The organism is Caldibacillus debilis DSM 16016 (assembly GCF_000383875.1).
GTDB lineage: Bacteria > Bacillota > Bacilli > Bacillales > Caldibacillaceae > Caldibacillus > Caldibacillus debilis.
This window is the reverse complement of the sequence record NZ_KB912917.1, coordinates 100,995-127,700: the sequence shown is the minus strand read 5'-3', so window position 1 is coordinate 127,700 and position 26,706 is coordinate 100,995. Positions and strand designations below refer to the sequence as shown.

General features: G+C 52.0%; 21 protein-coding genes and 1 riboswitch. Of the genes, 14 read left to right on the top strand and 7 right to left on the bottom strand.

Annotated features, from left to right (window positions below; genetic code table 11):
• The first annotated feature begins 496 nt into the window (after positions 1 to 496).
• From A3EQ_RS0119620 to A3EQ_RS0119610, 3 genes are read left to right on the top strand one after another with little or no spacing between them, the layout of a single operon-like run.
• Positions 497 to 1,489: a glycosyltransferase gene (locus A3EQ_RS0119620; RefSeq protein ID WP_020156847.1), complete on the top strand. Its 993-nt coding sequence runs from the start codon at positions 497 to 499 to the stop codon at positions 1,487 to 1,489.
• Entirely contained in the window at positions 1,486 to 1,938 is a 453-nt protein-coding gene (locus A3EQ_RS0119615) for a GtrA family protein (RefSeq protein WP_020156846.1), read from the top strand. Before A3EQ_RS0119620 ends, A3EQ_RS0119615 begins: the two co-directional genes overlap by 4 nt.
• Positions 1,916 to 3,631, top strand: coding sequence for a DUF6044 family protein (locus A3EQ_RS0119610; protein WP_020156845.1), 1,716 nt, complete (start codon positions 1,916 to 1,918; stop codon positions 3,629 to 3,631). Before A3EQ_RS0119615 ends, A3EQ_RS0119610 begins: the two co-directional genes overlap by 23 nt.
• 106 nt (positions 3,632 to 3,737) lie before the next feature.
• Here A3EQ_RS0119610 and pdxR read toward each other — a convergent pair whose 3' ends face one another.
• On the bottom strand, positions 3,738 to 5,153 hold the full coding sequence (pdxR, locus tag A3EQ_RS0119605) for a MocR-like pyridoxine biosynthesis transcription factor PdxR (protein ID WP_020156844.1): 1,416 nt from the start codon (positions 5,151 to 5,153) through the stop codon (positions 3,738 to 3,740).
• 184 nt (positions 5,154 to 5,337) lie between these two features.
• Between pdxR and A3EQ_RS0119600 the strand changes: the two genes are divergently transcribed.
• On the top strand, positions 5,338 to 5,970 hold the full coding sequence (locus tag A3EQ_RS0119600; RefSeq protein ID WP_020156843.1) for a LysE family translocator: 633 nt from the start codon (positions 5,338 to 5,340) through the stop codon (positions 5,968 to 5,970).
• 157 nt (positions 5,971 to 6,127) lie between these two features.
• On the opposite strand, the gene A3EQ_RS0119595 is transcribed toward A3EQ_RS0119600, so the two are convergent.
• Positions 6,128 to 7,426, bottom strand: a complete 1,299-nt coding sequence (locus A3EQ_RS0119595; RefSeq protein ID WP_020156842.1) for a DUF4085 family protein — start codon at positions 7,424 to 7,426, stop codon at positions 6,128 to 6,130.
• 348 nt (positions 7,427 to 7,774) lie between these two features.
• Positions 7,775 to 7,887, top strand: a riboswitch (SAM riboswitch).
• A gap of 166 nt (positions 7,888 to 8,053) precedes the next feature.
• On the opposite strand from A3EQ_RS0119595, the gene A3EQ_RS0119590 reads away from it, so the two are divergent.
• The 10 genes from A3EQ_RS0119590 (at position 8,054) to A3EQ_RS0119525 (ending at position 18,891) form a co-directional block, all read left to right on the top strand.
• A complete protein-coding gene (locus A3EQ_RS0119590) occupies positions 8,054 to 9,079 on the top strand; it encodes a methionine ABC transporter ATP-binding protein (RefSeq protein ID WP_020156841.1) in 1,026 nt (341 codons plus the stop codon).
• Positions 9,069 to 9,731: a methionine ABC transporter permease gene (locus A3EQ_RS0119585; RefSeq protein WP_020156840.1), complete on the top strand. Its 663-nt coding sequence runs from the start codon at positions 9,069 to 9,071 to the stop codon at positions 9,729 to 9,731. Before A3EQ_RS0119590 ends, A3EQ_RS0119585 begins: the two co-directional genes overlap by 11 nt.
• A gap of 30 nt (positions 9,732 to 9,761) precedes the next feature.
• Positions 9,762 to 10,610 carry a MetQ/NlpA family ABC transporter substrate-binding protein gene (locus A3EQ_RS0119580; RefSeq protein WP_020156839.1) on the top strand — a complete coding sequence of 283 codons (849 nt, stop codon included), beginning with the start codon at positions 9,762 to 9,764 and terminating at the stop codon, positions 10,608 to 10,610.
• An 18-nt stretch (positions 10,611 to 10,628) separates the two neighbouring features.
• Positions 10,629 to 11,825, top strand: a complete 1,197-nt coding sequence (locus tag A3EQ_RS0119575; RefSeq protein WP_020156838.1) for a M20 family metallopeptidase — start codon at positions 10,629 to 10,631, stop codon at positions 11,823 to 11,825.
• A 648-nt stretch (positions 11,826 to 12,473) separates the two neighbouring features.
• Positions 12,474 to 13,397: a metal ABC transporter solute-binding protein, Zn/Mn family gene (locus A3EQ_RS0119560; protein ID WP_020156835.1), complete on the top strand. Its 924-nt coding sequence runs from the start codon at positions 12,474 to 12,476 to the stop codon at positions 13,395 to 13,397.
• A gap of 24 nt (positions 13,398 to 13,421) precedes the next feature.
• Entirely contained in the window at positions 13,422 to 14,171 is a 750-nt protein-coding gene (locus A3EQ_RS0119555) for a metal ABC transporter ATP-binding protein (protein WP_020156834.1), read from the top strand.
• A gap of 12 nt (positions 14,172 to 14,183) precedes the next feature.
• A complete protein-coding gene (locus A3EQ_RS0119550) occupies positions 14,184 to 15,539 on the top strand; it encodes a metal ABC transporter permease (protein ID WP_020156833.1) in 1,356 nt (451 codons plus the stop codon).
• Positions 15,529 to 16,410 carry a metal ABC transporter permease gene (locus tag A3EQ_RS0119545; RefSeq protein WP_020156832.1) on the top strand — a complete coding sequence of 294 codons (882 nt, stop codon included), beginning with the start codon at positions 15,529 to 15,531 and terminating at the stop codon, positions 16,408 to 16,410. The genes A3EQ_RS0119550 and A3EQ_RS0119545 overlap by 11 nt, the downstream gene beginning before the upstream one ends.
• Before the next feature lie 737 nt (positions 16,411 to 17,147).
• Positions 17,148 to 17,624, top strand: a complete 477-nt coding sequence (locus A3EQ_RS0119530; RefSeq protein WP_020156829.1) for a helix-turn-helix domain-containing protein — start codon at positions 17,148 to 17,150, stop codon at positions 17,622 to 17,624.
• A 28-nt stretch (positions 17,625 to 17,652) separates the two neighbouring features.
• A complete protein-coding gene (locus tag A3EQ_RS0119525) occupies positions 17,653 to 18,891 on the top strand; it encodes a YEATS domain-containing protein (RefSeq protein WP_154652932.1) in 1,239 nt (412 codons plus the stop codon).
• A 711-nt stretch (positions 18,892 to 19,602) separates the two neighbouring features.
• Here the strand turns inward: A3EQ_RS0119525 and A3EQ_RS0119510 are convergent.
• The 5 genes from A3EQ_RS0119510 to A3EQ_RS0119485 all read right to left on the bottom strand — a co-directional run bounded on the left by A3EQ_RS0119510 (position 19,603) and on the right by A3EQ_RS0119485 (position 26,705).
• A complete protein-coding gene (locus A3EQ_RS0119510; protein WP_244874606.1) occupies positions 19,603 to 20,613 on the bottom strand; it encodes an N-acetylglucosamine kinase in 1,011 nt (336 codons plus the stop codon).
• 112 nt (positions 20,614 to 20,725) lie between these two features.
• A complete protein-coding gene (gene argH, locus A3EQ_RS0119505; protein ID WP_020156824.1) occupies positions 20,726 to 22,249 on the bottom strand; it encodes an argininosuccinate lyase in 1,524 nt (507 codons plus the stop codon).
• A 464-nt stretch (positions 22,250 to 22,713) separates the two neighbouring features.
• Complete coding sequence (locus tag A3EQ_RS0119495; RefSeq protein ID WP_020156822.1) at positions 22,714 to 24,441, bottom strand: ABC transporter permease; 1,728 nt, start codon at positions 24,439 to 24,441, stop codon at positions 22,714 to 22,716.
• A gap of 4 nt (positions 24,442 to 24,445) precedes the next feature.
• Complete coding sequence (locus A3EQ_RS0119490; protein ID WP_020156821.1) at positions 24,446 to 25,522, bottom strand: ABC transporter ATP-binding protein; 1,077 nt, start codon at positions 25,520 to 25,522, stop codon at positions 24,446 to 24,448.
• A gap of 118 nt (positions 25,523 to 25,640) precedes the next feature.
• Positions 25,641 to 26,705 carry an extracellular solute-binding protein gene (locus A3EQ_RS0119485; RefSeq protein ID WP_020156820.1) on the bottom strand — a complete coding sequence of 355 codons (1,065 nt, stop codon included), beginning with the start codon at positions 26,703 to 26,705 and terminating at the stop codon, positions 25,641 to 25,643.
• Position 26,706: the final 1 nt, after the last annotated feature.

Genomic DNA, 26,706 nt, shown 5'->3' with positions numbered 1-26,706 from the left:
AAAGACAGACAAAGGAGCGTCCGAAAACAGCGGGAAGCCCGGAAAATCGTAAAGATGAGCGCAATATTGCATGAGAGAACCCGGCCATCAGTCGGGGTGCGGCACGGATCGATCGCGGTATACACGTGCAATTCAAGTGCCGTAGGAAGATTGCGGAAGGTCATCCATAATGGCCAACATTACTGACACTTCCGGAATCGATTTACAGGAACTGGCAAAAACATTAGTTGTGGTGTACAAAATGAGGGCGCCTGAATTATTGATCTGATAACCATCCCGAGAAAATCTTGACACATACCTTCATCTTTTTTTAATGTTTTTTTAAAATTTTTCCGTATATAATATAATAGACAAGTTTTGGACGGAGATGGAACATCATGGAAAATCATCCGCACAAAGCAGGCAAGTTCCTCTGAAAGTTTGAAACAATATCCAGTTTTTGGGCGTCTAATAGGAAGGGAAAACTATTTCCTTTGTAAAAACAAGGGGGATCAAGATGAAACAGCCGTCGCTGACAATCGTGGTACCGTGCTATAACGAAGAGGAAGTGTTTCCGACTACGCTCAGGCAGCTGAAAAATACCGTGACCCGATTAATCAAGGAAGGGTATGTGGATAGAAACAGCAAAATTTTGTTCGTCGATGACGGAAGCCGGGATTCGACGTGGGATCTGATCAAAAAGGCGTACACGGAAGACAGCATGGTCAACGGGCTGAAACTGTCGAGAAATTTCGGCCACCAACGGGCGTTGATGGCCGGCCTGGAGGAAGCTTCCCGCTATTCCGACTGCGTCATTTCCATCGACGCCGATCTCCAGGACGATATCTCCGTCATCAAGGAGTTTGTGATCAAATATTTGGAAGGTTACGATGTGGTGTACGGGGTCCGCAAACGGCGGGAAACCGATTCCTTTTTCAAGCGGACCACGGCCCAAATGTTTTACCGGCTGATGGAAAAGATGGGCCTGCCCCTCGTATACAACCATGCGGATTACCGGCTGTTGAGCCGGCGCGCCCTGAACGCCCTTCTCCAGTATAAGGAGGCGAACCTTTTTTTAAGGGGAATTGTCCCCCTTTTGGGCTTTAAATCGGCCAAGGTGTATTATGACCGGAAAGAAAGGGCGGCCGGGGAGTCGAAATATCCGTTGCCGAAAATGCTGGCCCTGGCCTTGGACGGAATCACTTCCTTCAGCGTCAAGCCGATCCGGTTGATTACGGCCATCGGCTTTATCAGTTCGCTGATCAGCTTTTTGGCGGCTGTCTACGTCCTTGTGCAAAAATTCTCCGCCGATCCCGTCGGCGGCTGGGCGTCGATCATGATTTCCCTCTGGTTTATCGGGGGCCTGCTCCTGATCAGCATCGGCCTGATCGGGGAGTATGTCGGGAAGATCTATGAAGAAGTAAAGGGGCGGCCCCGGTACATCCTGGAAGAACGGTTGCAACATTTCAGCCAAGAATATAAGCGGCCGAAACAGCAGGTGGGCAAATGAAGATCCAAAGTCCTTTCATCAAGTTTTTGGGCGTGGGCGTCATCAATACGTGCATCGGGCTTTCCGTGACCTTTCTTTGCCTGACCTTGTTCGGCCTTCCCTACTGGCCTTCCACGTTTATCGGAAATGGCGCCGGCGCATTGGCCAGCTTTTTTTTGAACCGGAGGTTTACTTTCCGAAGCGATGTCCGGGTCGGTTCCGGCCTGTTCCGCTTTATTCTCGTCATTTTCCTTTGCTATCTGCTTTCCTACAAGGCGGGCTTGGCGCTGGCCGAGGGGGCGCTGCGGCATCTGGAGACGGTGGAAAGGTATACGGAAGAATGGGCCGTCCTTTTCGGAAACGGCCTGTATACGGTCACCAATTATTTCGGACAAAAATGGTTTGTCTTCCGCAAAACGAAAACAAAGAGGGAATGGGGGGGAGAATATGGCAAGAAAATTTTGCAATAAACCGTTTTTCATCGGGATCGCCTGCCTCATCATCGGATTATGGACATCCCCCTATTTTATCCTCGGCGAAGATGCCCATATGCGGATCCATGACAACTTGGACTCGAACATCGCCTGGTATAAGGTGCTGAAAGAAAGTGGGCAGCTGTTCGCCCCCGGGGATGCGCCGATCGGACAGATCATCAACGGGGAATTGAAGCGGAATGCCTTTTATACGGAGTTTTACGCCATGATCGCTCTGTTCATGGTCTTCCCCCCGGTCATCGCCTACGGGCTCAGCCAACTGATCACCCGCCTTCTCGCGTTTATCGGCATGTATTTGCTGCTGAAGGATTTCATCGTCAAAGACGAAAGAGCCTGGTTCATTCAAATCGGGACGGCCTTGACCTTTTCCTTGATTCCCTATTGGCCTTCGGGGATGCTGAGCATTTTGGGCATGCCCCTTGCCCTGTGGGCGTTTTTGCACATCCGGGCGGGGAAGGCCAAATGGTTCCATTATTTGATATTGACGGGTCTGCCCTTTTTGTCCAGCTTCGTCCTCGGTTTTTTCTATTTTTTGACGGCGATGGGCGTTGTTTGGCTGATCGACGCCATCCGGACAAGGAAATGGAACGTCCGGTTCCTGCTTGCGATTGTTTACATGACCGGCATTTATCTGCTGATGGATCACCGTTTGGTCACTTCCATACTCCTTCCCCATGAACCGACAAACCGGGACGTTTTTTACGAATCGAAAAACAGCCTTGCGGCCACTTTCAAATTGATCTTGAAAAACTATATTTTCGCCCATAACCAGGACCGCTCGGTCCACGACAAATTGATCCTGCCCTTCTCCCTGCTGTGCCTCGTTTACGTGATCTGGAAAAAAAGATGGAAGGAAGAGAAGCTGTTTCTTTTTCTCCATTTCTTTCATCTCGCTTTGTCCACCTGGTACGCCTTCTGGTTCTACGAAGGGTGGCAGCCGCTGAAAGAACGGGTCGGCATCCTGAATTCCTTCAATTTTTCCCGTTTCCATTATTTCAGCCCGGTCGTCGTCTATGCCCTCTTCGCCTTGTCGTTAAAGATCCTGGCGGATGCGGTGAGATCATGGCCTTTTTTGGGCGGGGAGAGGACGGAACGGCTGGGGAAGGCGGCCGCCGCCGGCCTGATTTTGGCCCAGTTTCTCATCCTTGTTCCGTACAACGAGCAAATCTATTACCGCCACTCCCCGAGCTTCAAACAGTTTTACGCGGAAAAGCAGTTTCAGGAAATCAAAGCCTATATCGGAAAACCGGCGGAGGACTACCGGGTGGCCAGCATCGGCATCCATCCGGCGATCGCCCAATACAACGGCTTTTATACCCTCGATACCTATAACAATATCTATCCTTTAAGCTATAAATTGGAATTCCGCAAAATCATCGAACGGGAACTGGCGAAAGACAAAACGATCCGGGATTATTTCGACCATTGGGGCGGCCGCTGCTATATTTTCACCGCCGAGCTGGGCAAACATTATATGTTTTCGAAACGATCGGAACGGGTGATCAAAGACTTGGATTTGAACACGGAACAGTTCAAAAAAATGGGCGGGGAGTATATCCTTTCGGCGGTCCCGATCCTTAACGCGGAGGAAAACGGCCTCGCCCTGGAAAAGGTATTCGAGGACGATGATTCCTGGTGGAGGATCTATTTGTACAGGGTGAACGGATGATTTGCAAACCGGGGCATTTTAAACGGGAAGGACGCTGCGGATCGCCTGCCGGTCCGCCGCCTTCCCGCAGAAAATGGGTGAAGCCCCCGCCTGACGGCAGATTATGCTAGCTGAACCAAGTTTCGCTCAATATACGGATTCCTTGGATCATTTCATTTTCGCTTAATCCGCCGAATCCCATAAGGATTTGCGGGTAAGGCGAAGGCGGGTTGTCCATCCAATAGTTGGATGTCGGGTAAACGCGGATGCCAGCATTTTTTGCCGTTTGAATCAGATGTTCCTCCGTATCGTCGCTTTTCACCTCCAGGATGACATGGAGTCCGGAATCTTCTCCGATGATCCTCACGTTGTCTCCCATATACGTTTGAATCGTCCGGATCAGCATCATATGTTTTTTCTGATAAACATGCCTCATTTTCCGGAGATGCTTTTCCCAATAGCCTTCACGCATAAATAGGTAAAGGGTCTTTTGATGAATTTTTGAAACAGGCTGCTCATATATGGAAAAATTCATTTTATACTTCGTCATCAACGGTTTCGGCAAGATCATGTAGGCGATGCGAACGGAAGGCAATAGCGATTTGGAAAACGTGCCCAAATAGATGACCCGGCCGTGGGGATCCAATCCTTGCAAAGCCGGGATCGGTTTCCCTTTATACCGAAATTCGCTGTCGTAATCGTCTTCAATGATATATCCGTTTGCCCGCTCCGCCCACCGGATCAGCTTGATGCGGCTGGCGACGGGCATAATGAATCCAAGGGGAAATTGGTGCGAAGGGGTAACATACACGAAACGAGCTTCACTTTTTTCCAGTTTTTCCAGATGAATGCCTTGCCGATTCACCTCAATGGGGATGACCGGAAAGCCGTGATGGAGAAAGATTTCCCTCGCCCCATCATAACCCGGATTTTCAAAAGCGATCGGATGGCGTTTTGCCCCGATGATTAAACAGAGGAGGCTGAGCAGCTGCTGGATTCCTCCGCCGATGATGATCTGATCGGGAGAACATACCACTCCCCGCGATTGATACAAGTATTTCGCAAGTTCGAGGCGAAATTCGGGCTCTCCCTGCGGCTCTCCATAGGAAAAAATTTCCTTTTCCCGCATCACTTGATTGCTTAACTTTTTCCATACCGCAATGGGAAAACTTTCCCGATCAATATTCCCGTGCCGAAAATCAATCCGGATATCGGTTTTGGCTGGCATATGCCGGTTCCTCTGGTCGAATAAAGAAATCTTCTTGTGCGAATGGATGGCGGCGGACGGCCGATCTTCCATTTCGGCTGCATAATACCCGCTTTTCGGTTTGCTGATCATGTACCCTTCCGCCATTAATTGTTGATAGGCGGCTTCCACCGTGTTTTTGCTGACTCCCAGATGCCGGGCCAGTTTCCGGATGGACGGCAACCGGGTGTTGGGGGGAATCCGTCCCGCTTCCATTTCTCCCCGGATGTAATCATAAAGTTGGAAATATAGGGGTTTATCCGCGTTTTCGTCAAAGGTTGGCGTGATTTCAAACATGTGGTGACCACCCGCATTCCAATCTGTCCCTATATGATTTTCAAAAACTGTACCTTTTGTTGGGGTTAATTTGAGATTATATTAATTTTATCAAATGCCAATGGCTGGAGTAATCCCGTCGTTTGCAATAGCGGTTCCAGGGATTCAAAGCGGCCGGTTGATCCGGCAAGGTTGGAGGGGTCGGATGTTTGCGCTTTTCTTCACCCACGTATTGTTAGGTTTATCCATCGCCCTTCCCGTCGGGGCGGTGACCATCGAAATGACGAAACAAGGCTTGAAAAACGGGTTTTTCCATGGATGGTTTGTCGGACTGGGCGGGATGACGGTGGATTTGATCTTGATTACCCTTCTTTATTTTGGCTTCGCGTCCGTTCTGGCCGTGCCCGCCGTCCAAACCTTAATGTGGCTGTTCGGCTCCCTCATTTTATTGTATATCGGGATCGACAGCATCAAAAATGCGGATAAGGATATCCGTTTGGGAAATGAAAAAATAAAAAAATCATTGAAATCATCCTATTGGAATGGATTTTTGGTCGCCATTTCGCCGGGAAGCGTCGTGTTTTGGCTCGGCGTATTCGGAACGGTTTTAACCCATTCTTTTCATGCTTCGGAAAAAACCGGTTTTTTTGCCGTGGCCTCGGGAATTTTAACGGGGATTTTGCTCCATGATCTTATTTTCATGTCCATCGTGGCAGGGGCACGAAAAATCGTAAATCGGACGTTCATCAAATGGGTTTCCACCATCGCGGGATGCCTGTTGGTGGGCTTTTCCTTATTCTTTGCTTATGAGTTTTTCAAGGGGATCAATGATTTATAGGGTTTTGTTCTTTTCGAGGGCAGGCAAGAGATCTTGAATCGATTCGGGTGAGAAAGGTCCGGGAGGAAGGCGCGGGAATGGCCCTTTGGCGCTTCATCCCCTGTAAAAATCCGGCGGGCTTCCTCGGCATCGGAGGCGGCCCGCCGGTTTTATCCGTTCATCTTTTGATTGATTCCAAGAATTCTTCGGTGATGATGCCTTCGGCCACGAAATGGCCGGCGAACAATTCTCCGATTTGTCCCAGTTGCATGTCCTCATGGTTGATAAAATGGGGCAGCGCCTTTTTGATGAGCGGCACGTGTTCTTCCGGCCGTTCGGCGATCGTATTCCATGCCCGGACGGCGAGCCCCAAATCCCCGCTGAAAAGGGCGGCTTCCAATTCTTCCGGCGGGAGCGGGTCGGAAAGCGGGTCTTCCGCCTCAACAAATTCCCCGCTCAGCAAAAGCCGGGTCCATTCTTCGAAAGAATCCGCCAATGGCCGCGGTTCTCCGTCTTCCGCCACATAAACGATCTGACCGGTTTCCCGGAGGAAGGCGACCGAACCGATGGCGCAAGCCGCAAAAGGGATGACGCCGCCTTGTTCCGCCAACTCTTCCAGCGGCAAAATCCGGGTAATTTCCACCGCCCGGTCCGGAAGGAGGAAAAAGGGATGGTCGATCCGTCCGCCGTTTTGCCTGTTCATCAGTTCCCGGAAAGCCTGGGGAAAGCGGAACCCGAGGCGCCGTTCCGCCTTTTTCCATTCGCCGTCCGATGCCCCGGCCGGACCGTCTTCATCCGCCCATCCGGGATGTTCTTCGTTTCGGTAAAAATGGCGGATCCGGAAATCGGTTGCGGTGATTTCCCATTCCGTCATCGGGGAATCGAACAGGACCCCAAGCCGGAACCCGTCCCTTTCCACGTCCGTCTCCTCGTACAGCCAATACATGCCGGGAGCCAATGGGAATTCGGATCTTTCCTCCTTGATCCCCGATATTTCGATCACGGCGGCCTCGCCGTAACTGAAACTGCCGGATCCGTCCAGGGTGAGCCGCAAAACGTCCTCCCCGCGGCGGATGAAACGGATTTGGGCATCATGGAGCCCGGCGTCCGCGATTTCCGCCAAACCTTCCGGCAACTGCCCGCGGATTTTTTCCTTGTATTCCCCGGCCGCGTCGATCATCTTTTCCGCTTCTTCCTGTTTTTCTTTCAGCCAGGCCAAAACCTCGTCCCGGACCCGTTTCGGGAGTTCGGGCTGATTGATCGTCCCGTCCAGCACATAGGGGTGGAAGGTTTCGGGGAGGATCTGCAGCAGCCGGTCTTTAATGGATTCCAGCTCTCCCCGCAAATAGGCGCGGAAATCCTCGCTTTCTTCTTCGAAACCGCGGATGAAATCCGCCCATTCTTCATCGGATTCGGGGAAGGTCAAAAGATGGGGATCCTGCATAGTTTCATACCATTTTTTCGAAAAAAATTTCATCGGACGAGTCTCCTTTTCGTTCGGATTGTTGATTACTTTGATTATGAAAGACGGAGAGGATTTTGGTCAACCCTTTTTCTGCCGGGACGGTTCCGACGGGCTGTCAAAAAAAGTATGCGTAAAATATTTGTGGGCAAAACTTATCCCCTTCAATAGGTGAGTGATCGAAGACGCACGCCTATGAAGGGGGAACCAGGCGTAAGCGCGGCAGGAAAGAAAGCAACAATTAATGAAAAAGAGGGCTGCTCCTTGGCAGACTGATCGTCAGGAAAAACTCGCATATTGACATTTTCAAACATTCATATTACTATACAATCATACATAAAAATTACATATTTTCCTCGTCATTTCTTATCCAGAGAGGTGGAGGGACTGGCCCGATGAAACCTCGGCAGCGGGCTTTCGCATGAAAGCACTGTGCCAATTCCAGCAAGTCGTCTGGACGGCTTGGAAGATAAGAAATGAGACGGAGTTTTGCGAACGCATGACCCCTCTCATCTTATCTTCCTGGAGGTAAGATGAGGGGGGTTTTCATTTATCCGAAAAGGAGGGGATGCGGGGAAATTTCGATTCGTCTCTTAAACCGAGTTTTCATATCCATTTACTCGTATTTATTGGAGGTGCTCGATGATCACTTTTGAAAATGTCACCAAGGTATTTCAGACCAAGGACCGGGAAGTCGCGGCCGTCAAAGATGTAAGCCTGACCGTCAAAGAGGGAGAAATCTTCGGCATCATCGGCTTCAGCGGCGCCGGAAAAAGCACCCTCCTCCGCCTGGTCAATCTGTTGGAAAAACCGACTTCCGGGAAGATCTTCGTGAACCGGCAGGAGATCACCAAACTGTCCACCAAGGAACTGCGTAAATTGCGGCAAAATATCGGAATGATCTTCCAAAATTTTAATTTGTTCAATTCCCGGACAGTTTTTGGAAATGTGGAATATCCCTTAAAAATCGCACAGGTCCCGAAGGAGGAAAGGAAACGGATCGTTTGGGAACTGCTCCGGTTCGTCGGACTCGAGGATAAAGCGGGCGATTATCCCGAGCAGCTGTCGGGAGGCCAGAAGCAAAGGGTGGGCATTGCGAGGGCCCTGGCCACTTCCCCAAAAATTCTGATTTGTGACGAACCGACTTCGGCCCTCGATCCGGAAACCACCAACGACATTCTGAATCTGTTAAAAAAAGTGAACCGGGAGTTGAATGTGACCATCCTATTGATCACCCATGAGATGCATGTCATCCGCAAGATTTGCGATCGGGTCGCCGTGATGGAGGAGGGACGGATCATCGAAGAAGGCTCCGTCCTGGATATTTTCACCAGCCCGAAAACCCGGACGACGAAAAACTTCATCCGTTCGGTGATCCACGATTCCCTTTCCGAATCCTTGCTCGAGGAACTGAAGCGGAACGGAACGAACCATCTGTACCGCCTGACGTTCAAGGGCGATGCGACAAAACAGCCGATCTTATCGAGGATTTCAAAGCGATACAATGTGGATGTCAACATTTTGAACGGAAATATCAGCGAACTGCAGGGGCAATTATTCGGGAATCTGATTGTCGAAATCATAGGCGATGGACAGGAAGTGAAAAGGGTCATCGAAGAACTGAAAAAAGTTGTGCAAGTAAAGGAGGTCCTGTCCGATGCGGGTTGATTGGTCCACGTTTTGGCCGCGGATTGTCGAGGCGACCGGCCAGACGATTACGATGGTCGTTTTTACCTTGCTATTTTCGTCCATTATCGGAATCTTGATGGGGCTGCTTTTATATGTCACCCGAAAAGGGAATGTTTTTGAAAATCGGTTCATCTATTCCTTTTTAAACATTATCATCAACATCGTCCGTCCCATCCCGTTCATCATCTTTTTGGTCGCCATCGCCCCGTTGACCCGGGCGGTGATCGGGACGACCATCGGGACGGCTGCCGCGATTTTCCCCATGACGATCGCCGCCTCCTTTTCGGTGGCCAGGGTGGTGGAAAATAATCTCGTCTCCATCGACCCGGGGATTATCGAAGCGGCCAAGGCGATGGGCGCCGGACCCTTCCGGATCATTTTTGAAATCATCATCCCGGAAGCGATCGGACCGCTGATTTTAGGCTTGACCTTTGTCACCATCGGCTTGATCGATTTCTCGGCGATGGCGGGAACGGTCGGCGGCGGCGGTTTGGGCAACCTGGCGATGACCTACGGGTATCAGCGGTTTGATACCTCCGTCATGATCGTCACCGTCGTTATCCTCATTCTCTTGGTGCAGATCGCACAATTGATCGGGAATTATCTTTCGAGGATTTTTTTGCGTCGATAGAAAAAATTTGGCATTCAAGGAGGAAACAGAATGTACAAAAAAATAGGCTTATCGTTGATTGCGGTACTTCTTTTCGCTTTACTTTCGGCGTGCAAGGGCGAGACGGCTTCCGATGAAAAAAAGGTGGTAAAAATCGGGGTGACGGGGACCGACGGCCAGGTCTGGGACATCATCAAGGAAAAGGCGGCGAAGGAAGGCATCACCATCGAGCTGGTTGAATTTTCCGATTACACGCTGCCGAACCAGGCGCTGGCGGACAAGGAAATCGATTTGAATGCGTTCCAGCACATCGCCTTTTTGAATCAATTCAAGGAAGAACATCATCTGGATATCGTGCCGATCGGGACCACGGTCATCGCGCCGATGGGCATTTATTCCGAGAAATATAAGGACGTCTCCGAAATCCCCGACAAGGCGAAAATCGCCATCCCCGATGATCCCTCGAACCAGGCGAGGGCTTTGAAGCTGCTTCAGTCGGCCGGATTGATCAAGCTGAAGGAGGATTTCGGCTTGTTCGGCGATTTGAGCGGAATCAAGGAAAATCCCAAAAAATTGGAGATCATTCCGATGGTGGCCCAACAAACGCCGAGGGTGCTTCCGGATGTGGCCGCGTCCGTGATCAATAACGGGATTGCCGGGCAGGCCGGATTCGTTCCGAATAAAGACGCCATCTTCCTGGAAGATCCGAATGATCCGGCGGCGCAGCCGTATATCAATGTTTTTGCCGCCCGGGCGGAAGACAAAGACAATCAAACATTCAAAAAGATTGTCGAGATCTACCATGATCCTGAAGTGGTCGAGGCGATCAAAAAGGATACGAACGGCGGTTCCGTCGTGGTCGACATTCCGATTGAAGAACTGGAAGACATCATCAAATAAAAAGCGGGGGGAATTGGCGTGCCGGTTGATTTGCAGCTTCAAAGGAAGCGGATCGAGGAAAGCATCGAAAACGGAAGGGAACTGTATATTCAAACGAGCCATGAGATTCATGATCATCCGGAAATCGGAAATCAGGAATTTTTCGCATCGGAAAGGTTGACCGATCTTCTGAAAAAGGCCGGTTTTGAGGTCACGACAAACGTTGCCGGCCATGAGACGGCCTTTGTCGCGAGGAAGCCTTCCCATATCGACGGCCCGAAAATCGCCTTTCTTGCCGAGTATGATGCGCTGCCGGGACTCGGGCACGCGTGCGGGCATAATTTGATCGGGACGACGAGCGTGGCGGCGGCCATCGCCGTAGCGGAAGTCATTCATGAAACGGGCGGGGAAGTTTTCGTCTTCGGCACCCCGGCGGAGGAAGGGGGACCGAACGGTTCGGCAAAGGGCAGCTTTGTCAAACACGGTTTATTAAAAGACATCGATGTGGCTTTGATGATCCACCCCAGCGGGAAAACGAGCCTTTCCGCCCGGACGCTTGCCGTCGATCCTTTGGATTTCCACTTCTTCGGAAAAGCCGCCCATGCCTCCGGCGCCCCGGAGCAGGGGATCAATGCCCTCGATGCGGTGATCCTGTTATTCAACGGGATCAACGCGCTGCGGCAGCAGCTTCCGCGGGATATCCGCATCCACGGGATCATCACCCATGGCGGCGATGCCCCGAACATCATCCCGGATTATGCCTCCGCCCGCTTCTTTATCCGGGCGGAGACGTGGAAACGGGCCGAGGAAGTATCGGAGAAAGTCCGGAAAATCGCCGAAGGGGCGGCTTTGGCGACGGGAACGAAGGTGGAAATCGAACGGTTTCAAAATGAAGTCCTCGATTTCATTGTGAATCCGACCTTGGATGCGATCTTGGAAGAAGAATTGACCGCATTGGGGGAAGAAGTCGTGAAAAACGAGGGCGGGGGAAAAGGCTCGACGGACGCGGGAAATATCAGCCATGTGACGCCGACGGCCCATCCCCATATAAAAATCGGCCCGGATACGTTAATCGCCCACACGGAAGAGTTCCGGGAAGCGGCCCGTTCCCCCTTGGCCGACCAAGCTTTGATCAAGGGGGCGAAAGCGCTGGCCTTCACGGCGCACCGGCTGCTCACGGATGACCGGTTGCTGAAACAAGTTCGCGATGATTTTCAAAAGGCAATCCTTCCATAAGAAAAATGGAATCCATGGGGAACCCGGGCGTGTTGCCGCTCACGGGGACATCGCCTGGAATGCGGGGACGGGGGCATTTGCTTCCGTCCCCATTGTTTGTCCATCCGGCAAGCGCGCAACCGGGATCGGCGCGGGTCCCGCCGAACCGGATCGAATCGGCCTGGCCTCCGGGGGCTGATCCGCCAATACAGTAAGGATCCGAAAATGGTCCGGCTCGCCGCGCCGGGAGCTTCCGGCGGTACGGCAGCGGGCGGGATGGAGCGGGGCAGTTCCCGCGTAGTAAGGCCGAACCGATTGAAACCGCGGCCGCAGGCCGTTCGTTCGAATCGGGCGCTTCCCCGCGGGCCCGGATCGGCGCGGTGAACCATTGGGGATGCAAAGACACCGACGCTTCGATCGAGATTCCCTTTCTTCATGAAATGGCCGGACGAAAAAAATTGCCCCAACACAAAATGATTGACAACCGGTTTTTGAAGGTTTAATTTTGTATTAAGGAAACTTTTTGAATCATAACCATAAAATATGGATCTATCAAAAACAAGTATTGCGTCCATTCCATCCGTAGCCGCATTCCAGCGGTAAAATTTTTTCGCCAAAAGTTTCCCTAGGGAAACTTTTATGGCTTAAACAAAAAGGGGGAGTTTGCCTATGAAAAAAGTGATGATGGCCGTCGCGGGCATGCTGTTCGTCCTGTTGGCCGCCTGCGATGCCCGGACCGGTTCCGATCATTCCGATGGAAAACTGACGGTGACGACGACGATCGGCCAAATTGCCGATATCGTAAAAAATGTGGGCGGGGAGTATGTGGAAGTCACGGCGCTGATGGGCCCCGGCGTCGACCCGCACCTGTACAAAGCGTCGCAAGGAGATCTGAAAAAGCTGAACGAAGCGGATGTGATCTTTTACAACGGTTTGCACTTGGAAGGGAAAATGGGCGAGATTTTTGAAAAAATCGAAAAGGAAAAACCGACGGTTGCCGTCGCCGAATCGATTCCGAAAGATCGATTGCTTTCCGACCCGGCCAATCCCGGAAGTTTTGACCCGCACGTATGGTTTGATATCGATTTATGGTCCATTGCCGTAGAAACGGTAAGGGACGAATTGATCAAAATGGACGAAAAACATGCGGACGAATATAGGAAAAACGCCGAAAAATACTTGGCGAAACTGCAGGAAATCAAACAATACGCCAAGCAGCAAATATCCCAAATCCCGGAAGAAAGCCGGGTGCTGATTACCGCCCATGATGCCTTTCATTATTTCGGCCGCGCCTATGGCATGGAAGTGATGGGCCTGCAAGGATTGAGCACGGATGCGGAATACGGGCTGAAGGACGTCCAGCATTTGATCGATGTGATTGTGGAACGCAAGATCAAGGCCGTTTTTATCGAAAGCAGCATCTCCGAAAAATCCATCAAGGCGGTCGTCGAGGGGGCGAAGAAACGGGGGCAGGAAGTCAAGATCGGCGGCGAGCTGTATTCGGATGCGATGGGTCCGGAAGGGACGGAAGAAGGGACCTATGCCGGGATGTACCGCCACAATATCGACACGATCGTATCTTCGTTAAAATAGTCGCGCATAAAGGAGAGATCATGGATGAATCCGTTAATGGTGAGGAATTTGACCGTCGCTTATCATCGCAAGCCGGTTTTGCAGGAAGTCAGTTTCTCGGTTCCGGAAGGAAAACTGATCGGGATCATCGGGCCGAACGGCGCCGGCAAATCGACGCTGCTCAAGGCCATTTTACGGTTGGTCCCGGCGGCATCCGGGGAAGTGTTGATCTATGGAAAACTGTATAAAGCCCAAAGAAAACTGATCGGATATGTCCCGCAGCGCGGATCGGTCGACTGGGATTTTCCGACGAATGCCTTGGATGTCGTATTGATGGGACGATACGGCCATATCGGCTGGATCAAGCGTCCGGGGAAGGAAGATGTGAAGCTGGCGCTTTCCTGCCTGGAAAAAGTGGGAATGGAAAATTATGCGCACCGGCAAATCAACCAGCTTTCCGGCGGCCAGCAGCAGCGGGTGTTTTTGGCGCGGGCGCTCGCGCAAGACGCCACGATCTATTTTATGGATGAACCCTTTGCCGGCGTCGATGCGGCGACGGAAAAGGCCATCATTTCCTTATTGAACGAATTAAAGGCCCAGGGAAAAACGGTGCTGGTTGTCCATCATGATCTGCACACGGTTCAGGAGTATTTTGATTGGGTATTGCTGTTAAATATGCGGGTGATCGGACACGGGCCGACCGATGAGGTATTTACCGTCGAAAATTTGCAGAAAACCTACGGGGGCCGATTGACCTTCCTGGACCAGGGAAAATTGCTTGTTAAACATGAATAGGAGTGAGCGGGCATGAACCTCTTTCAACATTTGTCCGATGCGAACACGCAATGGGTGTTGGCGGGAACCCTGCTGCTGGGGATGGCAAGCGGCGTTTTGGGGAGTTTCGCCTATTTGAAAAAACAAAGCTTGATCGGGGATGCCATGGCCCATGCCGCCCTGCCGGGGATTTGTATCGCATTTCTTTTATACGGCCAAAAATCCTTGTTTTGGTTTTTTGCCGGCGCCGCATTCTCCGGATTGTTGGCCGCCTATTTTATCCAGGCCATCGTCAAAAATTCCCGCATCAAGGAAGATGCGTCCATCGCCCTCGTGCTGTCCGTCTTTTTCGGGATCGGCATCGTGCTGCTCACCTACATTAACCAAAACGGCAGCGGAAATCAAAGCGGGCTCAATAATTATATTTTCGGGCAAGCGGCATCTTTGGTAGGAAATGATGTGAAAATCATCGCGATCGTGGCGATGATCCTCCTTGCCGTTACCGCCCTCTTTTTCAAAGAATTTAAGCTGTTGACTTTCGATCCGCAATTTGCGGAAGGCATCGGTTTGCCGGTCCGATTTTTCAACGGATTGTTGATGGTCTTGATCGTTTCTGCCGTCATGATCGGTTTGCAGGCGGTCGGCGTGATCTTGATGGCCGCCATGCTGATCACCCCCGCCCTCAGCGCGCGTTATTGGACGGAAAGAATGGATCGGATGGTCGTCATCGCCGGAGGAATCGGGGCGTTATCCGGCGTGGTCGGCACGATTTTCAGCACGGCTTCCGAAGGGCTGCCGACGGGTCCTTTGATTATCCTGGCGGCAACCCTGTTTTTCCTCTTTTCCATGGTCTTCGCTCCCCGGAGGGGCTTGCTGGTGAACATCGTCAAACAGATGAAAATGCGCAGGCAAACGGCGAGAGAGAATATCATGTTGTCGATGTTTGACCTGATGGAAGAGGAGATGCGCAAACCGGCGGGCCGGCATGCAACGGGGTTCGGCGAAGAACAGATCCGGGGATTGAGGCCGGTGTCCAAACGGCTGTTTGCGCGGGTCATGAAACAGCTCATCAAGGAGAACCTGGTCTCATCTGACGGAAATCGGTATGCGTTGACCGAACAAGGGAAGGAACAGGCCCATCAGATCGCGCTGAAAAACCGTTTAATGGAAGTATATAAGATGTATGAAATGAAATTTTCCCATGAAGAAGTGGAAAAACAGGAGGACATATTCGCCCTGCCCGAACCGCTCTTGCAGGAACTGTCCCGATATTTGCAGCAATTGGGAAGGATGCCCGTCCGCTTATCCAAAACGGGTCCGGGCGAAAATCGGAGGAACAGGAACAACATCATCGGTCAAAGGGGGGCAGACAGCCGTTATGAGTTATGAAGGATGGATTTTTTTGACGGGCGCGCTTGTCGGGATCACGTGCGGGATCGTCGGCTGCTTTTTAATTTTAAGGAAAATGGCGATGCTGGCGGATGCGATCAGCCATACCGTGTTATTGGGGATCGTCGGCGCGTTTTTGGTCAGTCATTCGATGGCCGGCGTGCCGATGTTTATCGGGGCCATTATCGTCGGTTTGTTAACCGCGTTTTTCGTTCAGCTGCTCGATTCGCTCCGCGTTCAATCCGACGCGGCCATCGGTGTCGTTTTTACCTCGCTGTTCGCCTTGGGCGTCATTCTGTTGTCGCTTTTCGCCAGCAGGGTCCATCTGGACGTCGACCATGCCCTCATGGGAGAAATCGCTTTTGTCCCATGGGATACCCTTGAAATCTTTGGAAAAGAAATGGGGCCGAAGGCCGTCTGGATGTTGGGCTTCGTCCTTCTGGCGGATCTGGCCATCATCCTCCTGTTTTACAAAGAGCTGAAGATCACCTCCTTTGATCCGCAAATGGCGGCGGCTTTAGGAATTCCTGTGTTGTTGATCCATTATTTGCTGATGGGGATGCTGTCGATAACGACCGTGGCCTCCTTCGATAGTGTCGGCGCGATCCTCGTTGTCGCCATGCTGATCGTTCCTGGCGCCGCCGCCTATTTGTTGACCGACAGGCTGTCGGTCATGCTGGTTCTCAGCGCCGCGATCGGCGCATTGTCGGCGATTATCGGATATTATCTTGCCGTTTGGTTCAACGTCTCCATTTCGGGGATGATGGCGGCGGCGGCGGGCGGCATCTTCGCGGCGGTGTTTATCTTTTCCCCGAAGCATGGCTTGATCGCAAAATGGGCGGCGAACCGGAAAATTTCCAGATATTCTTGAGGGACCGCATGAAAATCCGGGTTGGCAAGTCCGTGTTAGGACTTTAAGAAGGTTCTGTATGTTTTGCATTTCATTTCGATCGGCCGCCGTAACAGGAAATGCGAAAAAGGGTTCGACGGTTTCTGTTTAAGAAAGCAGCAGTGAATTCCAAAGGATATTTTAAGATTAAAAAGAAAGGTTATACCTTAACCGTCTATGCCAAAGATAAAGCCGGCAATAAAAGCAAAAACCGATATATTAAAGTCCGATAAGCAAACACCTGCTTTCCTTTATAAATGGAATGAAAAAAGCCCTGCGCCGATGGATGCTGATATGCTCCCCATTAGGTAGACAGATGAAAAAAAATCTGTTTATCGAATGGGGAGTTTTTTATGCCAAAAAAATCATTTTCACCTGACATCAAAATCATGGCAGTTCGATATTTAGAAGAAGGCCTTTATACAGGACAAGAAATTTGCATCATCGGGCAGGGCTTTTCTTTTTTTGACTTGCCCGTTTTATGGTAGAGGATCCCCCTGTCCATCCCTTCTTTAACCCGTTCATTGGCGGCTTGTTTCACTGGATTGAACAAAGCCGGCGGCGGGGCGGCATGCGGTTTTATCGCCGCACTCCTTTCAAAAACAAAATCCGGGATGGGGATTTCATCATTATTTCTTGACCCCTTTCCTTAATGTATTTTAAAATTACATATAATTACATAATATCCTTAAAAATTCCGTTGAACGGGAGGGAACCACGTGAAGGATTTTTTTACAGTTGAGGAAGTGGCCGAATTGATCCAAATGCATCCGCGGACGATCCGCCGTTACATCAAGGAAGGAAAAATCAAGGCGGCGAAGCTCGGCAAAGAATGGCGGATCCGGCGGGAACACATCGACCATTTGCTCAGGAAAAATACCGGAAAAATTTTGGATCACTCCAATGCGGAAATCCTCCAATTTATTCAAGGGGACGCGGACGAGGCCAACGATTATCCGACATGCGCCGTTTTGGATCTCAAAATGTCCGTGGCGGATGCGGTCAATGTGTCCGGATTGTTCATTAAAATGATGAATGAAAGGAAACCGGAGGACGGAAAAGCGAAGTTCCAATATGTCTACGACCAGGAAAAGCAAAGGAGCCGTTATATCCTTTGGGGCAGCCCTGCCTTTGTCGGGAAAATGCTGACGGAAGCGGGGCGAATGCTGGAAGGAAAGAACAACGGAAAAATATGAAACGAAAGGAGAAAGGAAGTTGGCGGATATGTATGCATGGCAAGATGCGCTGGTATTGGCCGGTTCCATCCGGGAACGAATGCGGGAAGAAAGATTCCAATCCATTTGGCCGGATTTCAAGCCAAATCCCTTTGCCTTTTTTGACAGGGAGAATGTGTATTTATGCGGCCACCCCAATCCGCCCGGCCATTTTGCGGAAAAGGGAGGGGTCCATGTCGGCCCATGGGATCCCAGGTTTGTTGCCAATACATTCATTGAATTGGAAAGGGAACCGACGGCCATATTGGATTTGTCGACCGTCCGGCCGGATATGGAACCTGCAAGGCTTTTTGCCATGATTGTCCATGAAATGTTCCATGCTTATCAAAAATCGATGGATTACAGAAGATGGAGCAACGAATGGCTGTATATGGTTTATCCGCAGCTGAAGGAAAATATTGCCCATCGGATCGCGGAAAGAAGTGCCCTCCTTCGCGCATTGCTTGAAAAAAATTCGGATGAAAAACGGAACCGGGCCGCCGAATTCATCGGGCACCGCGAATATCGAAGAGCTTTAATCAAGGAATGCCTGGATTATGAACTTGGCCATGAGAGTTACGAAGGATTGGCCTTTTATGTCGAGTCTAAGGCCTTTGAACAAGAATCCGGCAAAGGGAAAGAAGCGGTTTTGGAGATCTTTTTCGAGGATTTTGAGGAACAATCCGGCACGTTGTATCATTTGCGGAGGAGCTGTTATGCCGCGGGAATGGCGATCGCCCGCCTGCTGGATGACCTTTTCCCGGGATGGCAAGGAGAATTTCTTGAAACATCCGGTTATTTATATGATTTTTTCGCCGAAAAAATCGGGAGGATGGAACCGATCTCGGACACGGATCCGGAGGCGGAAAAGCAGGCCGCGCGTCTCCTGGAACAAGAATTGACGGAGAGGGACCGGGAATTTGACCAATTTTATAGTCAGGACGGGTATCTCGTCCAAATCAAAGGGAACCTTACAATTGCCGGATTCGACCCGATGAACCTTTTGCCCAAGGGGGAGCTGCTGCTTCATAAGCGGATGCTGAAGTTTTCCTCCAATAACAAGGAATATTTTTTGGAGCAACCGGTTGTCACGATCATGAATGGAGAAAATTTGTCCTGCCGGGAGCTGCAGTTCTTTAGCCGGGGAAAACCGGAAATCAAGGATGGCAAGGCTTCGGTTCCGGGATTGACGAAGGAGCTCCTTTTAGATGGAATCACCATTGAGGCGGACCGTGAGGAGATTGAATAAAGTGTAATGTTATTGGAGTCCCTGGTGGTCGACGATGATCAACGGGTGATGCAAGCGGCCCGCGGAAGTTTGAAGCGGAAATATGCGAGTGGCTGACGGATATTTCCCTTGCTCTTTGTTCGGAAGAATCGCCAATACGCGGGACGACGTTCAACCTTTTCTGTCGGCCCAACGATGGATTGTCCGACATTTCAATCGGATGGTTCAACATCCGCAAAAAATTTTCAACAACCCATGGGACTGTTCAACATCTTCGGAGATTCGTCTATCATTTTTGGATTTATGTTCATCTTGGACAAAAATTTGTCCGACATCAAAGAAAAAATAACCATCATCCTTGAAAAAACGTCCATCATCCCAAGAAAAATGTCCATCATCGTTCAGCCGTCCATGGCCAACACCCGATTCCGTTTTTCAAACCTTGCGGAAATGAAATGGAAAAAATGTAAGTCCACAACCTATTCATTTAAAATTCGAACAGGACGGGCGCCATCGTAGTCGGGACATGATGGAACGTGCCGGAAAGCGAAGGGGAAAGCCAAGCGGGGGTGAAAGGAAGGGAAAAGAGATGGGGGAGCCGAAGGACGGGAGCCCTTTCCGGAAAAATAAACTTCCCTGGAGCAGGTGGACCGGTTCCCTATCAGTGCAGGAACCGACCTTCCGGAAAAAGAAATTCCCGTAAAGCCCTCTCAATCCCCCGAGCCCCCCGATTTATTCCCTTTCTTCCCCGTCGTACAGCCCCCGCTGGATGATCAGCTCGATCGGCTTTTGCCGGGGGATGAGGATCTCCGCATCCCGTCTTTTTTCCCGCACCTTTTGGACCAGTTCATGCCGGATCCGCTCGTTGTTTTGCAAAACCCCGCCGAGGAGCAGGAGCTTGAAGGATTTTTCCCCGATACCCGCCTTTTCCGTGACGGCCTCAACGAGAAGGAAGAGTTCGGAAGCGGCTTTTTCCAAAATCCTGCGGCTGACCGGATCCCCCAGCGTGCAGGCCTGTTCCACGATCACCGACAAGGCGCTGACCTCGTCGACGGAGTAATGGGGACCGTATGCCCAATTGTACAGCTGTTCATGGTTGTCGAAGCGGAGATGCTTAAGGACCAAGTCCGACAAAACGGTGGGTTTTTCCCGGCCATCGTGCATCCTTAGCACGGCCCGGACGGCTTCCTTGCCGATCCAATAGCCGCTTCCCTCGTCCCCGAACCGGTGGCCCCAGCCTCCGGACCGGTAAAAATTTCCTTTTCCGTCGTGGGCGAAGGCGATGGATCCGGTTCCGGCGATCAGCAGGACGCCGGGGGACTGTTTCGTTGCCCCGATCAGCGTGGACAGGGCGTCGTTTTCCACGAGCAATTCTTCAATTTGGATGCCGCTTGTTTGGACGGCTCTCCGGACAAGACCTTCCACCAGCGTTTGATCTTTGGCCGTGTCGATCCCCGCCAGGGCAAATATCCCGCGCCGAATCCGGTAATCCTTTCTGCCAAGCCCAAGCCGGTCTTCCAGGGCGGAGGCGGCTTGCCCGAGGACGCGGGCCAGCGTTTCTGCGGCGCTTTCCTCTCCCGCCGCCTGGTAGTTGGAGGCGCCGCCTTTTCCTTTCGCCAAAATTTTTCCCGTTTTATCGGTGATGACCGCATCGGTCTTCGTTCCGCCCCCGTCGACGGCCAAAAGGGGAAAAACGGCCGGGGAACGCTTTTCCGCGTAGCCGGAAAGCGGTTCCGGCATCATCTCCTGGTTCCTTTTCCCGCCGGTGCCGGGCGCATGAAGTTTCCCGCCGTCCTTGCCGGTCCGGGCGGATCCACTTTGACCGTCTTCGGGGGAGAAGAAAGGGAGGAACGGCCTACTCATTCTCCCTCACCCATTCCGCAAAAATTTGTTCGATCTGTTCCCGCTTTTCTTTCAGCCGCTTCCCTTTTTCTTCCGCCCATTTTTCCAGCTCTTCCTGTTGCCGGATCCGTTCCCGGACCGTATTTGTCATTCTTTCCGGGCTCGGTCCTCCTTCCAGCGACCGGATCCGGACGAAATGGACCGGGTCCAGGGCGTTTTTGAATTGTTCTTCAGTGATGGACAGTTTTCTTCCGATGATTTTCTCGGCGTGACGATTCAAAAGGTCGAGGTGGAAATCGTCCAGGGATTCCTTTCCTTCGGAAGACAGTTCCCTCACGGCGGCGCTTACGATTTCATGGGCCTTCCGGAAAGAAAGGCGGTCGGTTCGCACCAACGTGTCCGCCAGTTCGGTGACGTTGGCAAAGCTTTTCTTCGCCCGCTCCAGCAGTTTTTCCCGGTTCACTTCCATCGTCATTAAAACCCCGGCAAAGAGCCCGTAGACGTTTTGCAGGCAGTCGATGGCTTTCCACATATAGGGCTGCATGTCATCTTCCGTATCGACGATGTCGCCGAAGGGGGTGTTGTGGATCATCGTCAGCACCGTTTGCGCGTTGCCGGCAACGGTGGACAGCAAAGAACGGATGTGTTCGATGGATACCGGGTTCCGTTTTTGCGGCATGATGGAACTGATCTGGACAAAGGGGGAGGCCAGTTTCAGGCAGCCGAATTCCTGCGTTCCCCACAGGAGAAAATCTTGGGCGGAACGTCCCAGATTGATTCCCGCCAGTTGGACGGCGGCGGCGGTTTCCCCGATGTAGTCCGCGCCGGCGACCGCATCCCAGGCGTTGTCGATCATGTCTTCGAAGCCCAACAATTCCTGCACCCGCTTCCGGTTGATCGGGAATCCGGAAGTGGTTAACGCCGCGGCGCCCATGCTGCTTCGGTTCACCGTCTGATAGGCGGCCATCAGCCGGCGGATGTCCCGCGTCAAGACGTCGGTCATCGCGTTGAAATAGTGGGCAAGGGTCGTCGGCTGGGCCTGCTGGGTGTGGGTATACCCGATCATGACCGTGTCGATGTGTTCGGATGTGAGTTCGATCAAACATTGGCGAAAATTCAGGGCCGCCTGAATCAGGTTGAGCAGTTTTTCCCTTAACGTCATCCGGTAGATGGCGATGCCCATGTCGTTTCTGCTGCGGGCGATGTGGAGATTGCCGGCGATGTCCCCGGCTTCTTCGATCAAAAAATGTTCGATCTGGAAGAATAAATCTTCAAAAGAAGGATCATACGGATGTTTTTTCCATTCGCCGATGTCGATCTTTTTGATCGCCCGGTAAATGTTTAACGCTTCGTTTTTGGCGACGATCCGTTGTTCGACGAGCATGATCAGATGGGCCAAGTGGATCTGGATCATCGGAAGAATGAAGTTTTCCTTGGCGTGGTTGAATGCGGGCTCCAGCACCAGTTTTTTGTAGGTTTTTGCAGGGAATTCCGTTCCTTCCTTTTCAATGATTTTTTGCCGAACCTTCGAATCCATATGGAACATCCCTTTCCAGTTCTGTTATCGTTTTTCCTTTGCTTGATGCATTGGACGGCCTTTCTCCCATCCCCATCGCAAAAAAACGTTGGGTGAGCCGGGGCCGTTTCCCGCACCGGAAGGCATCGCCCGGCGGAAGGCGTCAGGTTCCGGAAATGGCCTTGCGTCCGCTCCGGAAGAACTTGTCGGCGGGAATCCGATGTGGGTGATTTACACGAAAACGGCCTCGCGTCCTTTCCGGAAGAGCCCCATGGCCACAGGAATATGGATGGGGCAGCGTCCTTCTCCTGCGGAAAGGACGAATACCGCGGCCGGGGAGACGGGGCGGCGGCCCCGGTCCTTCCGATGAACCGCCGCGGACTTCGGGGCCGGCAGGACGGCCGGCGGACTCATGCGCCTGTCCGCCTCCATGCCGGTCTTTCCTTAAGCGGGATGCCGCGTCTTTTTCAGCGGGCGGGTCGGCCCTACATCGTGCTTGCCTTTCCGCCCGTGATTTTTTGGGAGACGAACAGGACGATGATGATCAAAGCGACTTGCAATACGCCATATGCGCATGCGGTTCCGAATTTGAAGGCGTACATCTTTTGCCAAATGGCCACGGAAAGGGGCATCGTGTGGACATTGTAGATCAAAATGGATGCGACGAACTCGCCGATCCCCTGCACGAAGGCGAGCAGGGTGCCGGCCATGATGCCCGAAAAGGTGATGGGCAATACCACCCGCCGGAAGGCGTACCACCAATTGGCGCCCAGGCTCCTCGCCGCGTCTTCGATCGATTGGTCCATCTGCATGAGGCTTGCGGCGGTGTTTCGGAAGACCAAGGGCAGCTGCCTGACAAAATAGGCGAGGGGCAAAATCCAAAAGGTGCCGATTAAAACTTGATTGAAACTGAAAACGGAGGGGGTGCTGAAGGCCGCGATCAAATTGACGGCGACCACCGTTCCGGGCAACGCCCAAGGCACCATGATCAGGATGTCCATCAGCGTCTTTCCTTTGAAATTCAGGCGGACCATGGCGTAGGCGGCCGCGACGCCGAAAAGGACGTTTCCGATCACCGCGGCGGTGCTCATCTTGATGCTGTTCCAAATCGGACGCCAGGTCATCGGATCCGTGAACAGGTCGACATAATGCTGCAAGGTGTAATCGGTCGGGATGATTTGCACCGTCCACTTCCCGTCGACGGAGAAGGAGATCAGGGCGATGACGAGGATCGGCAATAACAGCACGATGACCCCGATCACGGAAAGGAACATAGAGACGTATTTCATCAGCGGGGATCGGACTTCCGTGCGGTGGACGCCGAGCCCCTTGCTTTGATTTTGGTAATTTTTCCGCCCCTGGTACCATTTCATGATGATCAAAAAGGCGATGGACACGACGGAAAGAATGGTCGATTGGGTGGCGGCCATATCCAGGTTCCCGTTGGTGCGGGAAAGGTAAATTTGCATCGTCATCGTCCGCTCCACGCCGAACATGAGCGGAGCCGTATAGGAAGCCATGGAAATCATGAAGACAAGCAAAGACGAGGCGACCATGGCCGGCGTGAGCATCGGCAGAATGACCTTCGTCCAGATCCGGAATCGGCCCGCACCCAGGCTGGTGGCCGCTTCTTCCAAGGACGGATCCAGATCCTTGATGGCGGCGGAAGCGCTCAAATAAAAATAGGTATACATCGTAAAGGTGTGAACGACGATGACCCCCCAAATCCCCCGCAGGGCAAAGGGGACTTCCGGCAAATCGAAAAGGGACTGGAACAGGCGGGGAAAAATGCCGCTTTCGCCATATAAAAACATGAAGGACAAGGAGCCGATCAACGGCGGCAAGGCCATCGGCACCAGGACGAGCACCGACAGGATTTTCCTTCCGGGAAAATCGTATCTTTCCAGCAGGAAGGCCATGGTAACGCCGACGATGGCGCAGGTGATGACGCTGACGACGGAAATCAATACGCTGTTCACCAGGGCTTCCGTGTTCGTCGTGTTTCCTTCGCCGAAAAACTTGAGATAGTTGGCGAAGGTCACATTGCCATCCTGATCGACGACGCTTTGGACAAAGGTTTTATAAAGGGGAAAAATCACGTAAGCCAACAAAACCAAAAATAAAGGCGAAATCAGGACATACACAAAATACCTGGATTGGGCGATCCTGGACCAAAGGCCCGGTTTCAGGGCGGCTGCGTCATTTCCCTTCATGGTTTCACCTCTCATCTTCCACGAAGTATATGCCGTTTTCCGGAATGTGCAGCGTGATCCTGTCCCCGATGGACGGGATGGCGGAACCGGTGTTGATCACCATGACTTTCCATTCGTGTTTCGCCGTTTTGACCAGGTAGTTGATGCTGACCCCCGAAAATTCGGTGAATTGGACGGTCCCTTGAAAACTGTTCGGCCCTTCGCCGGGCTCGATCACTTCCGGGCGGATGGAAAGAAAGATCTTTTTTCCTTTCGAAAAGGTCAGATTCGGGGAAGCGTTTTTTCTCCATCCTTGGAGGATCAGCCCGTCTTCGACCTCTACCGTTACCCGGTCATCGCCAACCTCCAGAACGGTGGCTTCCATGATGTTGGACTCGCCGATGAAGGAGGCGACGAACCGGTTGGCCGGGCGGTTGTAAATTTCCTGGGGCGTGCCGACCTGCTGGATTTTTCCCTTGTTCATGACCATGATCCGGTCGGAAAGGGACATCGCCTCATGCTGGTCATGGGTCACATAGATGGTGGTGATGCCCAGTTCCACCTGCAGGCGCTTGATTTCCACCCTCGTTTCTTCCCGCAATTTGGCGTCCAGGTTGGACAAGGGTTCATCCAACAATAAAATATCCGGCTCGATGACCAGCGCCCTGGCCAGCGCCACCCGCTGCTGCTGGCCGCCTGATAATTCGGTGATCTTCCGCGATCCGTACCCTTCCAAATGGACGAGTTTTTGCGCCCGTTCCACTTTTTCTTTGATCGTTTTTTTCGGAAGTTTGCGGACTTCCAGTCCGAAGGCGATGTTTTCAAATACGGTCATATGGGGGAAGAGGGCGTAATTTTGGAAGACCATCCCGATATTCCGCTTATTGGGTTTGACGTGGGTCACGTCCCTGTCGTCGAAATAGATTTTTCCTTTCGTCGGAAAATAAAATCCGGCAATCATCCGCAAAGTTGTCGTCTTTCCGCAGCCGCTCGGCCCCAAAAAGGTGAAAAATTCCCCGGACCGGATATGGATGTCGATATCTTCGACCCCGGTTACCTCTCCGAAGGTTTTGGTCACATGTTCCAATCGAACGCTCTTCATGAACAACACCTCTCCAGATGGAGAACAGGGTGAGCCGGGCTCACCCCATTCCGTTTCATTCTTGTTTACCCTTATGGAAAATACGGATGACGATCGGGCAGGGCTCAGTTCATGCCGTTTAATTCTTGCCCTTGATGTTTTCGTCCCAGTATTGCATCCATTCCATTTCTTTTTCGGTCAAGAGATTCCAATCGAGTTTCAGTTCCTTCAACTCCAGTTTTTTGTACCATTCGGGCATCTTTGCCGGGTCGATGTCCGTGCGGGACGGGATTTGATAGAGTTCTTCGGAAAGTTTGACGATCGTGTCCGGGTCGAACAAGAATTCATAGAAAAGTTTCGCGTTTTCCAAGTTTTTGGCCCCTTTGATCAAACCGACGGCATCCACCAGGATGGGAGCGCCGCTTTTCGGATACACGAAATCAAAGGGCTGATTGTTGGCATACTTTTGAATCAGGATATCCTGCAGGTTCCAGAGGGAGACCGTCCCTTCCTGACGGGCGAGCTTCAAGTACAGGTTGGTCGGGTCTTGGGCGTATTCCTTTGTATTCGCATCCAATTTCCGCAGCCATTCATAGCCCTTTTCCGGGTTGTTCGGATCCTGGCGGTAGATCATCGCCGAATAGATCGTCCGCATCGTTCCGGAGGGCAGCACGCCGCGGATGATGATTTTGTCCTTCCACTTCGGATCCAAAAGATCGTCCCAGTCTTGCGGCGCGGTTTCCGGGGTCAAAACGTCGCTGTTGATCATGATGACTTCCGGAAGCAGCATCTCCGCGTACCAATGCCCGTCGGGATCCTTATGCTCCGGTTTGATGGCCGAATCGAAACTCGGCTTATAGGGTTCCAACAAGCCTTCCTTCGTCGCCTGGACGAAAGCGGATTGGGTGCCGCCCCACCAGAAATCGGCGCCGGGGTTCGCTTTTTCACTGCGGACCCGTTCCAGGATTTCTTGGGCGCCCATCGTGAGGACGTTGACTTGGATGTCCGGATATTTTTCATTGAACATGGACACCACCTTGTCGACGACCGTTTGGTCGCGGGCCGTGTAAACGACCAGGCTGCCGGACGGTTTTTTGTCGCCGCCGTCATCCTTTCCGGAATTGGAAGATTCCTTGTTGCCGCATGCGGCAAGGGAGAGCAGCAGGATCAAGGAAATCAGGGAGAAAAATATCTTTTTCTTCAAA